We start from the raw sequence: 14,815 nt of genomic DNA, 5'->3' as shown, positions 1-14,815 counted from the left end.
TCCCCTCATCAATACAGGGGCTTATCCAGGCGTCCCAGAATCTCATCGACCCGTTGCTTGACGGTATCCGTCATCCGGATCGGCGCGCCCCATTCCCGCGTCGTTTCGCCGGGAAGCTTGTTGGTGGCATCAAAGCCGACCTTTCCCCCTAGACCCGCCACCGGCGAGGCAAAATCAAGATAATCGATTGGAGTATTTTCCACCAGCAGGGTGTCACGCACCGGGTCCATGCGCGTGGTCATGGCCCAGATCACATCGGGCCAGCTGCGGGCATCCACATCCTCGTCCACCACAATGATGAACTTGGTGTACATGAACTGCCGCAGAAACCCCCATACCCCGAACATCACTCGCTTGGCATGACCGGGGTAGCCTTTGCGAATCCGCACCACTGCCATCCGGTACGAACAACCTTCTGGCGGCAGATAAAAATCGAGAATCTCCGGATACTGCTTTTGCAGGAGCGGGACAAAGACTTCGTTGAGGGCAACTCCCAGAATTGCCGGTTCGTCCGGGGGCCGTCCGGTGTAGGTGCTGTGGTAGATGGGATTTTCCCGATGCGTCAGACGCTCCACGGTCAGCACCGGGAATTTCTCGGTCTCGTTGTAATAGCCCGTGTGGTCCCCAAACGGACCCTCCACAGCGAAATCCTCCGGGTAGATGTGTCCCTCCAGAATCAATTCCGCGCGCGCCGGGACCTGCAGGGGTACGCTTAGAGCGTTGGCCAGCTCAGTACGACCGCCGCGCAATAGTCCGGCAAACTGGTGCTCGGATATCGTATCGGGGATGGGGATGACCGCCGCAAGGATGGTCGCGGGATCGGCGCCGAAGGCGACGGCTACCGGAAAAGGCCGACCTGGATTCTGCCGCTGAAATTCGCGCAGATCCTGCGCTCCGCCGCGATGCGCCAGCCAGCGCATGATGACGCGGTTGCGGCCGATCCGCTGCTGGCGGTAGATGCCCATGTTGGCCCGCTTTTTGAGCGGTCCTTTGGTAATCGTCAGGCCCCAGGTGAGAAGTGGCCCGACATCGCCCGGCCAGCAGGTCTGCACCGGCCATTTTTCCAGATCGATCTCGTCTCCCTGCAGGACTACCTCTTGGCACGGCGGGCGCGACAGGGTCGTCGGCGCCATGTGCAGGACTTTCCGCAAGGTGGGGAGCTTGTTCCACAGGTCGCGGATCCCCTTGGGCGGATCGGGCTCTTTCAAGTAGGCGAGCAGGCGGCCGATCTCCCGCAAATCCTCAAGAGACTCTCCGCCCATTCCCAGAGCCACGCGCCGAGTGGTGCCAAAGAGATTGCCGAGCACCGGAATCTCATACCCAGCAGGGCTCTCAAAGAGAACGGCCGGACCACCAGCACGCAGGCTGCGATCGCAGATTTCTGTCATTTCCAGCCGGGGGGAGACCGGCTCGCGGATGCGGCGTAATTCCCCGCGAGATTCCAGGTCGTTTATGAAGGCACGCAGGTCAATATAGCTCATTGGCCAATGCTAGCCCATGAGCTTTATTTTGTCTCCTCTCCGGGCTCCTCCCGAGCCACCAGGAAGGCACTGTCGTCGATCGCCAGCGTGCTGGTGGCCCGCAGATCAATAGCCTCGTGACCACTGATGTATTCTTCTGCAAGAGCGGTCAGGCATGCCACTTCATCCGCATTAACCGGCGCAAAGCCGGAGAAGCCAATGTCCTGCAACAAGCGCTGCCCGGCTTCGCTTTGCTCCATGCTACACAAGGTCGTACACAATGCGTCTTGCAAATGGGCCAGACGTGGCGAAATACAAAAAGCATGAAAGGCAAAGGCATCATCGGACTGCGCGATGACCTGCAAACTCTCCTGGGTGATGCGACTGGCACTGGAGTAGACTTCATCAAACACGAAGGCCAGATCGACCCGCCCCTGCAAGAGACTCTTCAGCGCCGATTGATAGCTGCCGGTAAAGGTGAAATCGAGGCGGGCGCGATCGATTTCTGCCTTATCCAGAAGAAACAGGCCAACCATGTGTACCAGAGTGGCATCAGTCGCGGAGGCGATATGGATCCGTTCCGGCAGGGAGGCGAAATCTATCCACGGGGAGCCTTTGCGGGAACACAACAGCACTTCGTCGAAGTGTTCTTTGGGCTTTGCCACAGGGATAAATCCTTTCTTTTCGACATACTGCACCCAGTCGAAAGGGTTGGCATACACGAGATCGATCCCCCCCTGCAGAACGGCGTTTCTCCCCTGCGCAAAATCGTCCTGAGGCGAAAAGTGCAGACTGCAATGCAACTGTCGCTGCAGATAGGTGCTCATCAGGAACCAGCCCGGAAGATTCTTTCCGGAGTAATTCGGGTCTACGGTAAAGCCGTACATCAGATATCAAAATCCACAGGAATTTCTCCCAGTATATTCAAATGAATATTAAATGGCGTCATATATTTCATCGCCGTCATCATCGATCCCTTGAACTTCAACTTACGGCTCATCAGTGCCGACTTTCCGGCAATTTCACCGGCAAGAATCTTCTTCCAGTTTTCCATGCTGGCCCACATGATGAAATCTCTGCGCCGTCCATCGGAGGGACCAGCATAGATCACTTTGCCGGCCTTGCAGAAGAGCATCACATGCGGAATATCAGGACGATCCTCAATATAATACTCCCAAGTGGCGTTGAAATTCTTCAAGTCCTTTTGAATTTCCGGATGGGTATCCCATTGCTTGCCCACCAGACGAATCCACTCTGTACTCATGAATTTCACGGCCATCGGCCCCTCCAAATATAAGCATATAATAATTGTCTTAAAACACCCTGACTAACTACCAGGACTATTTAGCCGACATTTCCATTCCTGCCAAGAGCTGCTGCAGAATGGCGCCCGCCAGATGTACGCCAAATAAGGCTGGCATGTAAGAGATCGTGCCATTCACCGTCTTTGGCCTGCCGCCGGGACCGTGATTCGGCGCCTCGCGCGGGGCAGCGGGACGGGGACGTTCGCGCGAGTATACCGCCCACAGGTCGAGAGACGCGCCGGCATGACGCAACAGGCCACGCAACTCCCGCGCCAGAGGACAACCCTCGGTCTGGTTCAGCCGCGCCATACGTACCTGGCCCGGATCGAGCCGATTTCCTGCCCCCATGCTCGCGTAGATCTGCATGCTCAGCCCTTGCGCTGCCTGAATCAGTGCCGCCTTGCTGGCAATGGCGTCGATGCAGTCAGCGAGCACCGTGGCACCACTTTGGGCAAGAAGACCCCCTACATTGTCGGCCTGGAGAAAGATCTGCCATGCATCGACCTGACAATCGGGGGCGATATCGGCAATTCGCTCCGCCATGACTTCGACCTTTGGCTGCCCCAGCGTGCTATGCAACGCCACGAGTTGACGATTGAGATTACTCAGACCAACGCAGTCATGGTCTACCAGGGTCAGGCGCCCCACCCCGGCACGCGCCAGATTCTCGGCAACGTAGGCGCCAACCCCGCCCAAACCGGCAATAAAGACATGACTGGCGGCCAATCGCGCGACGCCTTCCTCACCAATCAGGATACGAGTCCGTACCGAGGCATCATCTGACATGCTGTTTCTCCAATCGGGGAAAAACTCGCAGAGTATTCGCTGTGCAGATTTCTGCAAGTTGTTCCGATGCTTCCTGCCGCAGCTCTGCAGCAATAGTGAGGATTTCTGTCAGGTGGGCCGGCTCATTGCGCTCTCCAAGCTGCGCTTGCGGTGTCTGAAAGGGAGCGTCGGTTTCGAGGAGGATGGCATCCGCTGGCAAGGCAGTGAGCACGCGCCGCAAGCGTTGCGCTCGAGGATGGGTCATGGCTCCCCCGAAACCCAGATGCAAGCCCAGGTCGATGGCCTTGCGAGCCTGTTCGTAGCTTCCGGAAAAACTGTGCAGCACGCCAGCGATCGGTCGATACCCGCGCAGCAACTGCAACAACTCCTCCGTGATTTTTCGCGCATGAAGGATCACTGGCAGACCATAGGCACGGGCAATGGTCAGCTGTCGCTCCAGGATGGGGATTTGCTGCGCGAGGTGCGGCGAGCCCGCGCCGCGATCCAAGCCCACTTCTCCCAAAGCCACCGCATTTTCGAGCAGTACTTCCAGACGTTCCCAGTCCCCCGCGCGCAGATCGACGAGAAAGCACGGATGCACCCCAAAGGCTGCAGCTACTCCCGGCTCTGCTACGCGCAGGGAGTCCAGGCGCGACCAATAGTGCGGGCTGTAGGCGGGTACGACCCAAGCTTGCACTCCGGCCGCACGGGAGCGCGCCAGAACCGCATCGCGATCCGGCGCAAAATCCTTGTGGTCGAGATGACAGTGACTGTCGATAAGCAAAAGCCGGACCTCAGTATTTGACAAGATACCGATTAGTAGGTATTTAATACCCTATGAGTACAGTAATCGCCAAAAAAATCCGTAACCCCGAGCAGACGCGCACCGACCTGCTCGCGGCAGCGTACACAGAAATCCTGGAAAGCGGCTTTCAGGCGGCCAGCCTGGACCGCATCCTGGCCAAGACCTCGGTGAGCAAAGGGGCACTTTACCATCATTTTGGTACCAAGCAGGAGCTAGGCCTCGCGGTGGTTGAAGACGTAATAGCGCCGCAATTGGCCCAGCGCTGGTTCGTTCCCCTGCAGCAGACCACAGAGCCCGTCCCCTGTCTGCAACAGCTGCTGGCGGAAAAGATCGACGCTGCCGACGAGCAGTTACTGCGCTATGGCTGTCCGCTGAACAATCTCATGCAGGAAATGAGTCCGCTGGATGAGAATTTCCGCCAGGGCCTGCAGCGTATCCTTGATGAGTGGACCCGCGTAATCAGCCATGCCCTGACGCGCGGCCAGCAACAAGGCAATGTTCGCCAGGAGGTGAATCCGATGGAGGCAGCGCTGTTTATTGTTGCAGCCATCGAGGGTTGCGTCGGTCTGGGGAAAAACGCGCAATCGCTGCAGAGCTACCGGACCTGTCTCGGACAACTGCGGCAGTATATCGGCACCCTCGCGGCCTGATCGGGATTTGCGTAGATACCGATTGGTCGGTATCCTTCTTCCGTCTTTTCCCACGCAGAGGAGTGAATGCCAATGTCGCAGGTCAAATCCGAGTGGTTGCAAATTTCTCCCGAACTTCGCGCCTACTATTCCCGCCCCGACGGCTCTGGACCGTTCCCGCTGATCCTGGTTTTTATTGAGGCCTTTGGCGTCAATGAGCATTTTGAGGATGTCGCACAGCGCCTGGCGAAGGAAGGCTTTGCTGCCATCGTCCCAGATATCTACCACGGCAAGGTCTATGATTACCAAGACTTTCAGAATGCCATCGGGCACCTGCGCACTCTGCAAGACGATGTCGTCATGAAAGAGGCGCGGGCTAGCATTGCGGCCGCGCAGGAGCGTCCGGAGGTGGCCGCAGGCAAGATCGGCATCGTCGGCTTTTGCATGGGAGGGCGCTACACCTTCCTCGCCAACGCGGCCCTAGCCGAGCACGCAGCCGTGGCGGTCGCCTTTTACGGTGGCGGCATTGCCCCGGAATCCGACCCCGCCGGACGTCCGCCCTTGCTGGACCATGTGCCGGCCATGCGCGCCCCAATTACTTTGCTCTATGGTGCCGAAGATCAGTCGATCCTGCCCGACGAACATGCCCGCATCGTCGCAGCTCTCAGCCGTGCGAAAAAGCGCTATACCCTCAGCGTTTTCCCCGGCGCACCGCACGGCTTTTTCAGCGATCGCCGCGACAGCTATCGGCGGGAAGTGGCGGCCGAGGCTTGGCAGATTACCCTCAATGAATTCTCCAAGCACTTGGGGGCGAAGCAGTGAGTAAGTTGTTATTTACGCCTTGGCAGTTGCGCAGCGTCACCCTGCGCAATCGCATCATCGTGGCGCCCATGTGTCAGTATTCCACTCCAGATGGTGTGGCGCGGGACTGGCACATGGTACACCTGGGCAGCCGGGCGGTCGGCGGTGCCGGTATGGTGATGGTCGAGGCCTCGGCGGTCAGTCCCGAAGGGCGTATCTCGCCGGACGACCTGGGTATCTGGAATGATGCCCAGAGCGCAGCGCTGCGCCCCACCGTCAGCTTTATCCAGGCCCAGGGCGCCGTGGCCGCCATCCAGATTGCCCATGCCGGACGCAAGGCTTCTACGGCAGCTCCTTTCCACGGCGGCACCCCAATCCCACCAGGCAGCGAACGAGGCTGGCAGCCCATTGGGGCAAGCCCTCTGCCCTTCAGCCCGCAGCACACAGTTCCTGCGGAGATGTCGGTAAAAGACCTGGAGCGCGTGCGTGATGACTTCGTTGCTGCCGCCGAGCGCGCCCATGCCGCGGACTTTTCGGTGCTCGAACTGCACATGGCGCACGGCTATCTGCTGCACAGTTTTCTTTCGCCTATCAGTAATCAGCGGCAGGATCGTTATGGTGGCAGCCTGGAAAACCGCCTGCGCTTTCCTCTCGAAGTGGCACGGGCCGTGCGCGCCGTCTGGCCCGAGGAACTGCCGCTCTGGACCCGCATATCGGCGACGGACTGGGTGCCGGGCGGCTGGGACATCGAGCAGTCTGTCGCTCTGGCTGGTGAACTGAAAAAAATAGGCGTGGACGTCATCGACTGCAGCAGTGGCGGCATGACCCCAGATGCCCAGATCCCCGCGGGCCCGGGATTTCAAGTACCTTTTGCCGAACGCATTCGGCACGAGCTGCAGATGCCAACGGTAGCGGTTGGCCTGATCACCGAAGCGATGCAGGCCGAGCAGATACTGGTCACCGGCCAGGCAGATGCCGTCGCCCTGGCGCGGGAGCTCCTGCGCAACCCCTACTGGCCGCTACAGGCTGCCCACGCCTTGGGCGTAGACTGGAGCTGGCCGCCGCAGTACGATCGCGCCAAACCCAGCCGCTAGGCTACGGGTATTCTGACCGGGGAGGATCCCTTCCCCGGTTTTGTTTTGCAGCATAGGGCTTCTTACCGATGCGTTCCCGTGAGACTTATCTGGCTTTCACAGCAATTTTCCTGATTGCTTTGATTTGGGGCTACAACTGGGTGGTGATGAAAGTCGCGTTGCAAGACAGCGCGCCACTGCTCTTCGCCGCTCTGCGAGTGGTGCTCAGCGCGCCGGTTTTGCTGCTGTTCCTGATTTTGCAGAAGCGCTCCCTGGCGCTGCCGCCGCTGATCTATGTCGTACCCTACGGACTGTTGCAGAGCACCGGCTTTGTCGGCGCCACCCTGCTGGCCCTGGAATACGCCGGGGCGGGCAAAACCGCAATTCTGGTCTACATGATGCCGATCTGGCTGATGCTGCTCGCCTGGCCGGTTCTGGGAGAACGACTGCAAGGACTGCAGATCCCCGCGCTGGTGTTGGCGCTACTTGGTCTGGTGGTCATTCTGGAGCCTTGGCAGATAGGTCATTCTCCTTGGCAGGGTCCGTTCTTTGCGATCTTGTCAGGGATTTCCTGGGCGGCCTCGGCGATCTGGCACAAACGCTTCATGCCCAGGGGTCAGGACCTGATCACTGCAACCTTCTGGCAGGCCTCCATCGGCGGACTCGTACTCCTCATCGCGGCGCTGCTGCTGGAGGGGTGGCAGGTGCAATGGACGGGCTCCTTTATCGCTGCTCTGGCGTACAACGCCGTTCCCGGGACCGCTCTTGCCTATGTGCTCTGGCTCTTTGCCTTGCGCCACCTTCCTTCGGGAGTAGCGGGAATCGCTACCCTCCTTGCCCCCCTCATCGGTGTTCTGGCGGCCTGGCTGCAATTGGGTGAACGGCCCAGCCTTTGGGAGGCCATGGGTATGGCAGCCATTTTCTCTGCGCTCCTCCTCGTCAGCTGGCAACATCTGCGACCCAAGGACAACAGCATTGCCGTGACGGCGCAGGAGTAAGACAGACAATCAACTTTCTTCGATCACGGCTGCAAGACCTCCTCTTGAAATGCCCAACGCTCACGCTGACGGCCGCGGCGAGCGAATGCGAGCCAGCGGTCCGGTCGAACGTGATGTTGGACGGCACGCTCGCCCGCCTATTGGCCGGAACGTGACTCGCGCCTCTTAATGATGAGCATCCACGCGATCTGGACGGCGGCAAGCCCGAAGAAGGCAATCGATGCGGTGAACATGAGCCAGTTGCTCGGGTTGAGAAAAAGGCCAAACAGGCCACCTCCAATCAAAATGAGAACGCCAATCTCCAGTAGCCACATGCCGACTGTGCTGTGGGCGCGCGCCTGACCAGCTACGCTCTCGCTCAACGTTAGCTTCTCGTCCGTCTGCTGCAGGCGGCGACACTGGTACCGCGCCCACACCGCGTACAGAACGATGAGGGGCAGCGAAATCAACGCTCCGCCGAGGAAACCCTGCAACCTGACCGCCAGAATAACCAATGGCAGGGAGATGACGTAGTAGGCATTGATGTGGCGTTGAAGCCGTTCGAAGTCCTTCTCGGAGGGAATAGCGTAGCCACGGCCGAGCGTTCCCCAAGGGAAGAAGAGCCTCCGCCCATCTGGCGTGGTCTTGAACGAGCCGCTCGTTAAAGCATCATAATAGCCCATACCCCTCCTCGCGAGGCCGCTTCGCACGCCGTCCAACGTGTAGCTAACCGGAGCCCGAAATGCCGCAAAGCGGCATGTAGGGCGTCCGTGTTGGGCGCAGGGTTGGGCATCTAGAACGGTATTTCATCAAGCGCCACATCGAGCGGAAATTCATAGTCGAAGTTTCCTTCGACAGTCACCAAACGAATGATGGATCTTCCAGAGACTCGATACGAGTCCTTTAGCTCTTCGCCCTTGAGCACGGTCGCAAGAACTCGCCTCGCCGAGAACTTCAACTGAGCCCAGGAGTTCTTGTTCAGGCGACGAACAGGTGGTGTAAGAAAGTGACGGGCAGGGAAATCTGGAAGGTCTGAGTCTGTGGAGGGACATTCCTTTCCATCTTGCTTGAGCGTCCAACCCTTGTTCGAGTAGAAGTAGATCGCGTCAATTTCTGCAGAAGTGTTTGATGTTTCGTTATGAAGATCGATCTTGAAATCGACAGTACCCCACGCGATAAATTTCGTCTTTTCGAGCAAACCACTTGCGTCTTTTAGGGTGGCCTTTATCCTGCTCGAGCGGATTGTCTCTACTTGGTCCTTGGCCCAGGCCATTTCTTCGGCGAGCAGGCTTCTAAGTCGGCCAATTGAGCTTCCATAAACGATGTGCCGATGATGCTTGAGGTCAAATGGAATATCATCAGCTCGTTGCGTGAGGAGAATGCAGAGTTTTCCCTTCGCGTGAGCAAATCCAACTTCATAGAAGACGTTTGGGTTCTGCCCCGTCATGTCGGCGACTATCAGATCGGCGAATTCAATTTGGCGATATATTCGCTCGAGAATTCCTTCCGAAAAATTTTGCTCGTCGACCCGCTCAGCAAGGATTCCAAGAGCTATGGCTGTTTCCTTTATCCCGAGCTTATAGATGTCGTCGAATGACTTGTCGAACGGCATTAGAACGAAGGCAAAGAACTCAATATCCGCACTCATTGAGACGCCCAACGTCACTTAGACTATAAAACCCTACCATAGCATGATTTACCAACGCAATAGGAGAGGACTCCATCATCCTGTTCTAACTGCCTTTGTAGTCCTTGCCAATACATTTAGGGCAGCCTAAAACTCCACGGATGGAATCCAGCCACGTCACCCCCAACGTCCCGCCCAAACTCCTGGACCAGATGCATGCTCGGATCAGGGCATTGCACCACAGCATTCGCGCGGAAGAAGCGTATACAGACTGGGTGTGCCGGTTCATTTTGTGGGCGCTGCAGACGCTCCACCATTCTCAAATATTGCAAATAATCATCAGAACACCTTGTTTCCACGAGCTATCTCCGAAGACCACAAGAAATTTTTTGATGCTTTTCTGGAAAAATAAAGACAGCAGGTTACGCGATTCGATCATTTTACCACCCGTTTAATCCTGAAGAGAGAATCATCAGCCGACTACGAGTTTGAGAGATCAAGCACTGCAAGGAAAGTCCTTGCCCAGGCTGGAGTGCCTCTCGACTCTCACCGCAGTGCTTCCGCTTCTCAATAATCCACTGGATTTCTGATGATCTGATTTTTTGTTTCTGCGCAAGATTTGCCTGATGCATCAGGACATCGTAGCGCTCAGTCAATTGCCGGGTAACTTCGTTATATTCCTGCAGCGCCTGACCGTGCAAGTTTCCTTTCCCATTGTTCTCCACGAGATCTGGAGCATTTAGATATCTGGCAAAGTCTTCGGCCTTGGGCCCAGGTAACAATTCCCATCCGCCGAACTCTTGGTTCCACCGCCAGCTCGCACTCGCACTATATCCGCAGGCCATACACTTCGTGCTGCGAAAACCAGCAAGCGTCAGTATCCCGTCCCGAATCTGAACGGAAATTGTTCCATCCATCTCGCTGGCAGAAAATGCTCGCCGCATAGCGCCATCACGATAACTATAGATAGCATAACTGCTACCGCCTGCATCCCCTCCTGTGGACCAACCGTAGGTAGCCAATTGTTCATAAGAACCAGGGATCAGATGCAGTATTTTAAAATCGTAGGCGGCTGTACCGGTAATGCTATTCTGCGCCGTCTCCATGTAGGAGGCCTTCAGCTCGCCTCCTGCGATAATCTCGGCAACCGCATCACAGGTACCATAGCTACCGGGCTTCTGAACAATACGCAAGAACTGCGGACCCGGCCAGGGTCCGAAATGGGCGGGAGTCTGGGAGAGAGTCCGCTGTGGGCAATCGATTGCCAACGAAGGAAGAGGGGTACAGAGTCCAAAGAGCAATAACCCGGCGAAATGTAGCGATTTGCGGCGCATGAAAACCTCGTTTTTTCATCCCTGGGGGAGAGTCTACGACCAGCTTGATCTACCAGCAATATCGACAGGTGGACGGCCAGGCAGTTGCCGGTTCCTTTCCGCACGCGCAGTGATCCAGTACGATACCCTTAACAAAGAGAGGTGCAGGAAATGAAGAAGTGGGTGTATCTCGCCATCATTCTGGTAGTATTGGTCCTGGCTGTCCTACCCATGTTTTTTCGTGAGGGTCCCTATGGCGGAAAAGATCAGGCCTGGTATGAACAGCATCCCAAGGAAACGGCCAAGGAACTGGCCTGGTGCCAAGAAAAACCGGAGCGAAACACAACCATGTCCTGTCAATACGCACAAAATGGCGCCGTTGCCGGTATGACCGGCGACTGAGGGACGATCCCAGGACATCGCTGACGCCAAATCAGCGCAAGGCCTCCTCATGGCGATTTCCCAAACCGTCGCGGCGCTGATCCAGACCGACGACCTTGGCGACTCGATCAGTTCGCGTGCCCTTTTCTGCAGCTTAGGGCTGTCGGTGATGGCCCCCGAGGGCGACATGGGTATCGAGAAGGAGGTTCAAGATCGACCGCCCAGGAATAGGCGCTCGATTTCTTCATTATGGGCATCGATACTGTCGGGCACCTCGAACTTACCCTTGGCGACACCGATGCGCTTACCCGCCTGGACGGAATCCACGGGCACCAACTTGGCAGCCGGGCGGCCATTGCGGGCAATGATGATCTCGCGCTCCTTGCCCTGTTCGATAGCTTCCACGAGGCGGGATAGCGATGACTTGGCCTGCAACATGTTGAAAGATTGCATCATGTCCTCCGAATCACACAAAGTTAGTCTAGCCTGGCCAGCATCGGCAGTCCAGTTCGTGCAGGCGAATCACTCCCACTCGATGGTGGCTGGCGGCTTGGAGCTAACATCGTAGGTGACGCGGTTGATGCCGCGCACCTCATTGATGATGCGCGAGGACACCTTCTTGAGCAGAGCGTAGGGTAGTTCGGCCCAGTCGGCGGTCATGAAGTCGCTGGTCTGCACGGCGCGCAGGGCTACCACGTAGTCGTAGGTGCGACCATCGCCCATCACACCAACGCTTTTTACCGGCAGGAAGACAGCAAAGGCCTGACTGGTGAGGTCATACCAACTTTCGCCGCTTTCGGGGTCAATGCTGGCCCGTAGTTCTTCGATGAAGATGGCGTCCGCGCGACGCAGCAGGTCAGCGTATTCTTTTTTCACTTCACCAAGGATACGTACTCCCAGGCCGGGGCCCGGAAAGGGATGGCGATAGACCATTTCCCGCGGCAGGCCAAGGACCACGCCCAGCTCCCGGACCTCATCCTTGAATAGCTCGCGCAGGGGTTCGAGCAGTTGCAACCCGAGTTGCTCCGGCAAACCGCCAACATTATGGTGGCTCTTGATGGTGACGGCCTTCTTGCTCTTGGCGCCCCCCGATTCGATGACATCGGGGTAGATCGTCCCCTGCGCCAGAAAGCGGACGCCACGATGGCCGGGACGGGCGGCCTTGAGTTTCTCGGCCTCGGCCTTGAAGACATCGACAAAGAGACGGCCAATGATCTTGCGCTTCTGTTCCGGGTCGATAACGCCTGCGAGTTCGCGCAAAAAAAGCTCGCTGGCATCCACCCGTAATACCTTGGCGTGCAGCTTGCCCGCGAACATTTCCATGACCATGTCCGCTTCGTTTAGACGCAGCAGCCCGTGATCGACGAAAACGCAGGTAAGCTGGTCGCCGATGGCGCGGTGGATCAGGGCGGCGGCCACGCTGGAATCGACACCACCAGACAGGCCGAGGATGACCTCTTCCGCGCCGACCTGCTCGCGGATCCGTGTCACGGCCTCGGCCACATAGTCGCCCATCACCCAATCACCGGAGCAACCGCAAATTTCGTGCACAAAGCGGCGCAGCAGCGCCCTTCCCTGCAGCGTATGGGTGACTTCGGGGTGAAACTGTACCCCATAATAGCCGCGCTCCTCATCCGCCATTCCGGCAATGGGGCAACTGGCAGTGCTGGCCATCAGCTTGAATCCCGGCGGCAGCGCCGTGACTTGATCACCGTGACTCATCCAGACCTTGAGCATGCCGTAGCCTTCCGGCGTCTGAAAGTCTTCGATGCCTTGCAAAAGTCGGGTATGGCCGCGGGCGCGGACCTCCGCATAGCCGAACTCCTGATGGTCCGACCAGCTCACCGTGCCACCCAATTGCGCCGCCATGGTCTGCATGCCATAGCAGATACCCAGCACCGGCACCCCGATCTCCCAGACTGCCTGCGGGGCCCGCAATTCATGGTCTTCGTAGGTGCTGCCATGACTTCCGGAGAGGATGATGCCCTTGGGCGCAAAGTCACGCACAAAGTCGTCACTGACATCGCAGGGATGGATTTCGCAATAGACATGCACCTCGCGCACGCGCCGGGCGATGAGCTGGGTGACCTGGGAACCAAAATCCAGGATCAGGATACGTTCTTCACTCATGGAGGCGATCACTCCACCCGGTAGTTGGGAGCTTCTTTGGTGATGTGCACGTCGTGGACATGGCTTTCGCGCACGCCGGCCTGGGTGATCTTGATGAATTTCGCGTCGCGCGCGAGCTGTGCCAGATCGGCGGCACCGAGATAGCCCATGCTGGAGCGCAATCCCCCCAGAAGCTGGTGGATGACCTGGGCCGCGGGCCCCTTGTAAGGCACCCGTCCCTCGACGCCCTCGGGCACCAGCTTGGGGGCCTCGGGACTGCTGGTATCCTGAAAATAGCGATCGGCCGAGCCCTGCTGCATCGCACCCAGGGAGCCCATACCACGATACGCCTTGAAGCTGCGCCCCTGATAGAGCTCGATCTCGCCCGGGGCCTCATCGGTACCGGCCAGCAGGCCGCCGACCATGACCGTGTGCGCACCCGCCGCCAAGGCCTTGGCGAAATCGCCAGAAAAGCGCACGCCACCATCGGCCACCAAGGGTACGTCGGTGCCTGCCAGGGCTTCCGCGACATTACTGATGGCGGTGACCTGCGGCACGCCCACCCCGGCCACCATGCGCGTGGTGCAGATGGAACCCGGCCCGATGCCGACCTTGACACCGTCCGCGCCGGCATCGACCAGGGCCTTCGCCGCCTCCGCCGTGGCGATGTTGCCGCCAATCACCTCGACCGAGGGGAAATGTTTTTTTACCCAGGTGACCCGGTCGAGTACGCCCTGGCTATGGCCATGGGCAGTATCGACAATGATCAGATCCACCCCGGCCTCGACCAGACGCTCGACGCGCTCGTCGGTGCCCGCGCCGACCCCGACCGCCGCTCCCACCAGCAGGCGCCCCAGACTGTCGCGACAGGCATTGGGATGGGCGGTGGCTTTGCTGATATCCTTGACGGTGATCAGCCCGCGCAGCTCAAAGCGGTCATTGATCACGAGGATTTTTTCGATGCGGTGTTTGTGCAGAAGATCCTTGGTGGTGTCGAGACTGCTGCCCTCGGCTACCGTCACCAGGCGCTCGCGCGGGGTCATGACACTGCTGACCGGCGCTTCCATGCGCGTCTCAAAGCGCAGATCGCGGTTGGTGACGATTCCTTCCAAACGGCCGTCCTCGCCAACCACCGGAACTCCAGAGATGCCGTGTCCGGCCATCAACAGCAAAACCTCGCGGATTGTGGCACCGGGACCGGTAACGATGGGGTCTTTGATGACACCTGCCTCGAACTTCTTCACCCGCCGGACCTGCGCCGCCTGCGCCTCGGGGCTCATGTTTTTGTGAATGATGCCAATGCCACCCTCCTGAGCCATGCAGATGGCCATCGCCGCCTCGGTGACAGTATCCATGGCGGCAGACAGCAGAGGGATGTTGATCTGCAGATTGCGACTCAGGCGGGTGCGAGTCTGAACATCGCGTGGCAGCACGGTCGAATGGGCGGGGACGAGCAAAACATCGTCAAAAGTCAGGGCTTCGCCAATCAGTTGCATCGGAGCTCCTCAAAATGAAAAGGGCCGGGCATCGCTGCACACCCAGCCCCGTCAGGCATACGCAATCATAGCTGC

At 58.3% G+C, this 14,815-nt stretch carries 16 protein-coding genes; 5 read left to right on the top strand and 11 right to left on the bottom strand.

Annotated elements, in window-relative coordinates; all coding sequences use genetic code 11:
• Positions 1 to 8 precede the first annotated feature (8 nt).
• From ubiD to ACQAYK_RS04375, 5 genes are all read right to left on the bottom strand, one after another.
• Positions 9 to 1,481, bottom strand: a complete 1,473-nt coding sequence (ubiD, locus tag ACQAYK_RS04395) for a 4-hydroxy-3-polyprenylbenzoate decarboxylase (protein ID WP_215872460.1) — start codon at positions 1,479 to 1,481, stop codon at positions 9 to 11.
• Between the two features lie 23 nt (positions 1,482 to 1,504).
• Positions 1,505 to 2,347 (bottom strand): phosphate/phosphite/phosphonate ABC transporter substrate-binding protein, encoded by an 843-nt coding sequence (locus ACQAYK_RS04390; RefSeq protein WP_215872461.1) that lies wholly within the window; start codon positions 2,345 to 2,347, stop codon positions 1,505 to 1,507.
• Entirely contained in the window at positions 2,347 to 2,739 is a 393-nt protein-coding gene (locus ACQAYK_RS04385) for an SCP2 sterol-binding domain-containing protein (RefSeq protein WP_215872462.1), read from the bottom strand. Before ACQAYK_RS04385 ends, ACQAYK_RS04390 begins: the two co-directional genes overlap by 1 nt.
• A 61-nt stretch (positions 2,740 to 2,800) precedes the next feature.
• Positions 2,801 to 3,550: a tRNA threonylcarbamoyladenosine dehydratase gene (locus ACQAYK_RS04380; RefSeq protein WP_215872463.1), complete on the bottom strand. Its 750-nt coding sequence runs from the start codon at positions 3,548 to 3,550 to the stop codon at positions 2,801 to 2,803.
• The gene (locus tag ACQAYK_RS04375) at positions 3,540 to 4,313 is read right to left on the bottom strand and encodes a TatD family hydrolase (protein ID WP_215872464.1); all 774 of its coding nucleotides are present in this window, start codon (positions 4,311 to 4,313) and stop codon (positions 3,540 to 3,542) included. Before ACQAYK_RS04375 ends, ACQAYK_RS04380 begins: the two co-directional genes overlap by 11 nt.
• A 53-nt stretch (positions 4,314 to 4,366) precedes the next feature.
• On the opposite strand from ACQAYK_RS04375, the gene ACQAYK_RS04370 reads away from it, so the two are divergent.
• The 4 genes from ACQAYK_RS04370 to ACQAYK_RS04355 all read left to right on the top strand — a co-directional run bounded on the left by ACQAYK_RS04370 (position 4,367) and on the right by ACQAYK_RS04355 (position 7,835).
• Positions 4,367 to 4,984 (top strand): TetR/AcrR family transcriptional regulator, encoded by a 618-nt coding sequence (locus ACQAYK_RS04370; RefSeq protein ID WP_215872465.1) that lies wholly within the window; start codon positions 4,367 to 4,369, stop codon positions 4,982 to 4,984.
• A gap of 72 nt (positions 4,985 to 5,056) precedes the next feature.
• The gene (locus ACQAYK_RS04365; protein ID WP_215872466.1) at positions 5,057 to 5,785 is read left to right on the top strand and encodes a dienelactone hydrolase family protein; all 729 of its coding nucleotides are present in this window, start codon (positions 5,057 to 5,059) and stop codon (positions 5,783 to 5,785) included.
• Positions 5,782 to 6,858 (top strand): NADH:flavin oxidoreductase/NADH oxidase, encoded by a 1,077-nt coding sequence (locus ACQAYK_RS04360; RefSeq protein ID WP_215872467.1) that lies wholly within the window; start codon positions 5,782 to 5,784, stop codon positions 6,856 to 6,858. The genes ACQAYK_RS04365 and ACQAYK_RS04360 overlap by 4 nt, the downstream gene beginning before the upstream one ends.
• Positions 6,859 to 6,926: 68 nt before the next feature.
• The gene (locus ACQAYK_RS04355; protein WP_215872468.1) at positions 6,927 to 7,835 is read left to right on the top strand and encodes a DMT family transporter; all 909 of its coding nucleotides are present in this window, start codon (positions 6,927 to 6,929) and stop codon (positions 7,833 to 7,835) included.
• A 137-nt stretch (positions 7,836 to 7,972) separates the two neighbouring features.
• Here ACQAYK_RS04355 and ACQAYK_RS04350 read toward each other — a convergent pair whose 3' ends face one another.
• The 3 genes from ACQAYK_RS04350 to ACQAYK_RS04340 all read right to left on the bottom strand — a co-directional run bounded on the left by ACQAYK_RS04350 (position 7,973) and on the right by ACQAYK_RS04340 (position 10,775).
• A complete protein-coding gene (locus ACQAYK_RS04350) occupies positions 7,973 to 8,497 on the bottom strand; it encodes a hypothetical protein (RefSeq protein ID WP_215872469.1) in 525 nt (174 codons plus the stop codon).
• A 110-nt stretch (positions 8,498 to 8,607) separates the two neighbouring features.
• Positions 8,608 to 9,462 carry a TIR domain-containing protein gene (locus ACQAYK_RS04345; RefSeq protein ID WP_215872470.1) on the bottom strand — a complete coding sequence of 285 codons (855 nt, stop codon included), beginning with the start codon at positions 9,460 to 9,462 and terminating at the stop codon, positions 8,608 to 8,610.
• A gap of 419 nt (positions 9,463 to 9,881) precedes the next feature.
• Positions 9,882 to 10,775, bottom strand: coding sequence for a lysozyme inhibitor LprI family protein (locus ACQAYK_RS04340; protein ID WP_215872471.1), 894 nt, complete (start codon positions 10,773 to 10,775; stop codon positions 9,882 to 9,884).
• A gap of 150 nt (positions 10,776 to 10,925) precedes the next feature.
• Between ACQAYK_RS04340 and ACQAYK_RS04335 the strand changes: the two genes are divergently transcribed.
• Positions 10,926 to 11,156, top strand: a complete 231-nt coding sequence (locus tag ACQAYK_RS04335; RefSeq protein ID WP_215872472.1) for a hypothetical protein — start codon at positions 10,926 to 10,928, stop codon at positions 11,154 to 11,156.
• A 186-nt stretch (positions 11,157 to 11,342) separates the two neighbouring features.
• On the opposite strand, the gene ACQAYK_RS04330 is transcribed toward ACQAYK_RS04335, so the two are convergent.
• The 3 genes from ACQAYK_RS04330 to guaB all read right to left on the bottom strand — a co-directional run bounded on the left by ACQAYK_RS04330 (position 11,343) and on the right by guaB (position 14,740).
• Positions 11,343 to 11,591, bottom strand: a complete 249-nt coding sequence (locus tag ACQAYK_RS04330) for a type II toxin-antitoxin system Phd/YefM family antitoxin (RefSeq protein WP_226830672.1) — start codon at positions 11,589 to 11,591, stop codon at positions 11,343 to 11,345.
• Positions 11,592 to 11,657: 66 nt separating this feature from the next.
• Positions 11,658 to 13,265 (bottom strand): glutamine-hydrolyzing GMP synthase, encoded by a 1,608-nt coding sequence (gene guaA / locus ACQAYK_RS04325; protein WP_215872473.1) that lies wholly within the window; start codon positions 13,263 to 13,265, stop codon positions 11,658 to 11,660.
• An 8-nt stretch (positions 13,266 to 13,273) separates the two neighbouring features.
• The gene (guaB, locus tag ACQAYK_RS04320) at positions 13,274 to 14,740 is read right to left on the bottom strand and encodes an IMP dehydrogenase (RefSeq protein ID WP_215872474.1); all 1,467 of its coding nucleotides are present in this window, start codon (positions 14,738 to 14,740) and stop codon (positions 13,274 to 13,276) included.
• Between the last annotated feature and the right edge of the window lie 75 nt (positions 14,741 to 14,815).

The sequence above is a fragment of the Acidithiobacillus sp. AC3 genome (genome assembly GCF_050261095.1).
In the GTDB taxonomy this organism is placed as follows: domain Bacteria; phylum Pseudomonadota; class Gammaproteobacteria; order Acidithiobacillales; family Acidithiobacillaceae; genus Igneacidithiobacillus; species Igneacidithiobacillus copahuensis.
Note: the sequence above shows the minus strand (reverse complement) of the source record. Positions and strands in the feature narration are given on the sequence as shown.

What these genes read in the sequence shown, in the direction of transcription:
- ACQAYK_RS04345 (WP_215872470.1), bottom strand. Translation starts at nt 9,462, where the DNA reads ATGAGTGCGGATATTGAGTTCTTTGCCTTCGTTCTAATGCCGTTCGAC.
- ACQAYK_RS04355 (WP_215872468.1), top strand. Translation starts at nt 6,927, where the DNA reads ATGCGTTCCCGTGAGACTTATCTGGCTTTCACAGCAATTTTCCTGATT.
- guaB (WP_215872474.1), bottom strand. Translation starts at nt 14,740, where the DNA reads ATGCAACTGATTGGCGAAGCCCTGACTTTTGACGATGTTTTGCTCGTC.
- ACQAYK_RS04350 (WP_215872469.1), bottom strand. Translation starts at nt 8,497, where the DNA reads ATGGGCTATTATGATGCTTTAACGAGCGGCTCGTTCAAGACCACGCCA.
- ACQAYK_RS04330 (WP_226830672.1), bottom strand. Translation starts at nt 11,591, where the DNA reads ATGATGCAATCTTTCAACATGTTGCAGGCCAAGTCATCGCTATCCCGC.
- ACQAYK_RS04335 (WP_215872472.1), top strand. Translation starts at nt 10,926, where the DNA reads ATGAAGAAGTGGGTGTATCTCGCCATCATTCTGGTAGTATTGGTCCTG.
- ACQAYK_RS04385 (WP_215872462.1), bottom strand. Translation starts at nt 2,739, where the DNA reads ATGGCCGTGAAATTCATGAGTACAGAGTGGATTCGTCTGGTGGGCAAG.
- ACQAYK_RS04365 (WP_215872466.1), top strand. Translation starts at nt 5,057, where the DNA reads ATGTCGCAGGTCAAATCCGAGTGGTTGCAAATTTCTCCCGAACTTCGC.
- ACQAYK_RS04340 (WP_215872471.1), bottom strand. Translation starts at nt 10,775, where the DNA reads ATGCGCCGCAAATCGCTACATTTCGCCGGGTTATTGCTCTTTGGACTC.
- ACQAYK_RS04370 (WP_215872465.1), top strand. Translation starts at nt 4,367, where the DNA reads ATGAGTACAGTAATCGCCAAAAAAATCCGTAACCCCGAGCAGACGCGC.
- ubiD (WP_215872460.1), bottom strand. Translation starts at nt 1,481, where the DNA reads ATGAGCTATATTGACCTGCGTGCCTTCATAAACGACCTGGAATCTCGC.
- ACQAYK_RS04390 (WP_215872461.1), bottom strand. Translation starts at nt 2,347, where the DNA reads ATGTACGGCTTTACCGTAGACCCGAATTACTCCGGAAAGAATCTTCCG.
- ACQAYK_RS04380 (WP_215872463.1), bottom strand. Translation starts at nt 3,550, where the DNA reads ATGTCAGATGATGCCTCGGTACGGACTCGTATCCTGATTGGTGAGGAA.
- guaA (WP_215872473.1), bottom strand. Translation starts at nt 13,265, where the DNA reads ATGAGTGAAGAACGTATCCTGATCCTGGATTTTGGTTCCCAGGTCACC.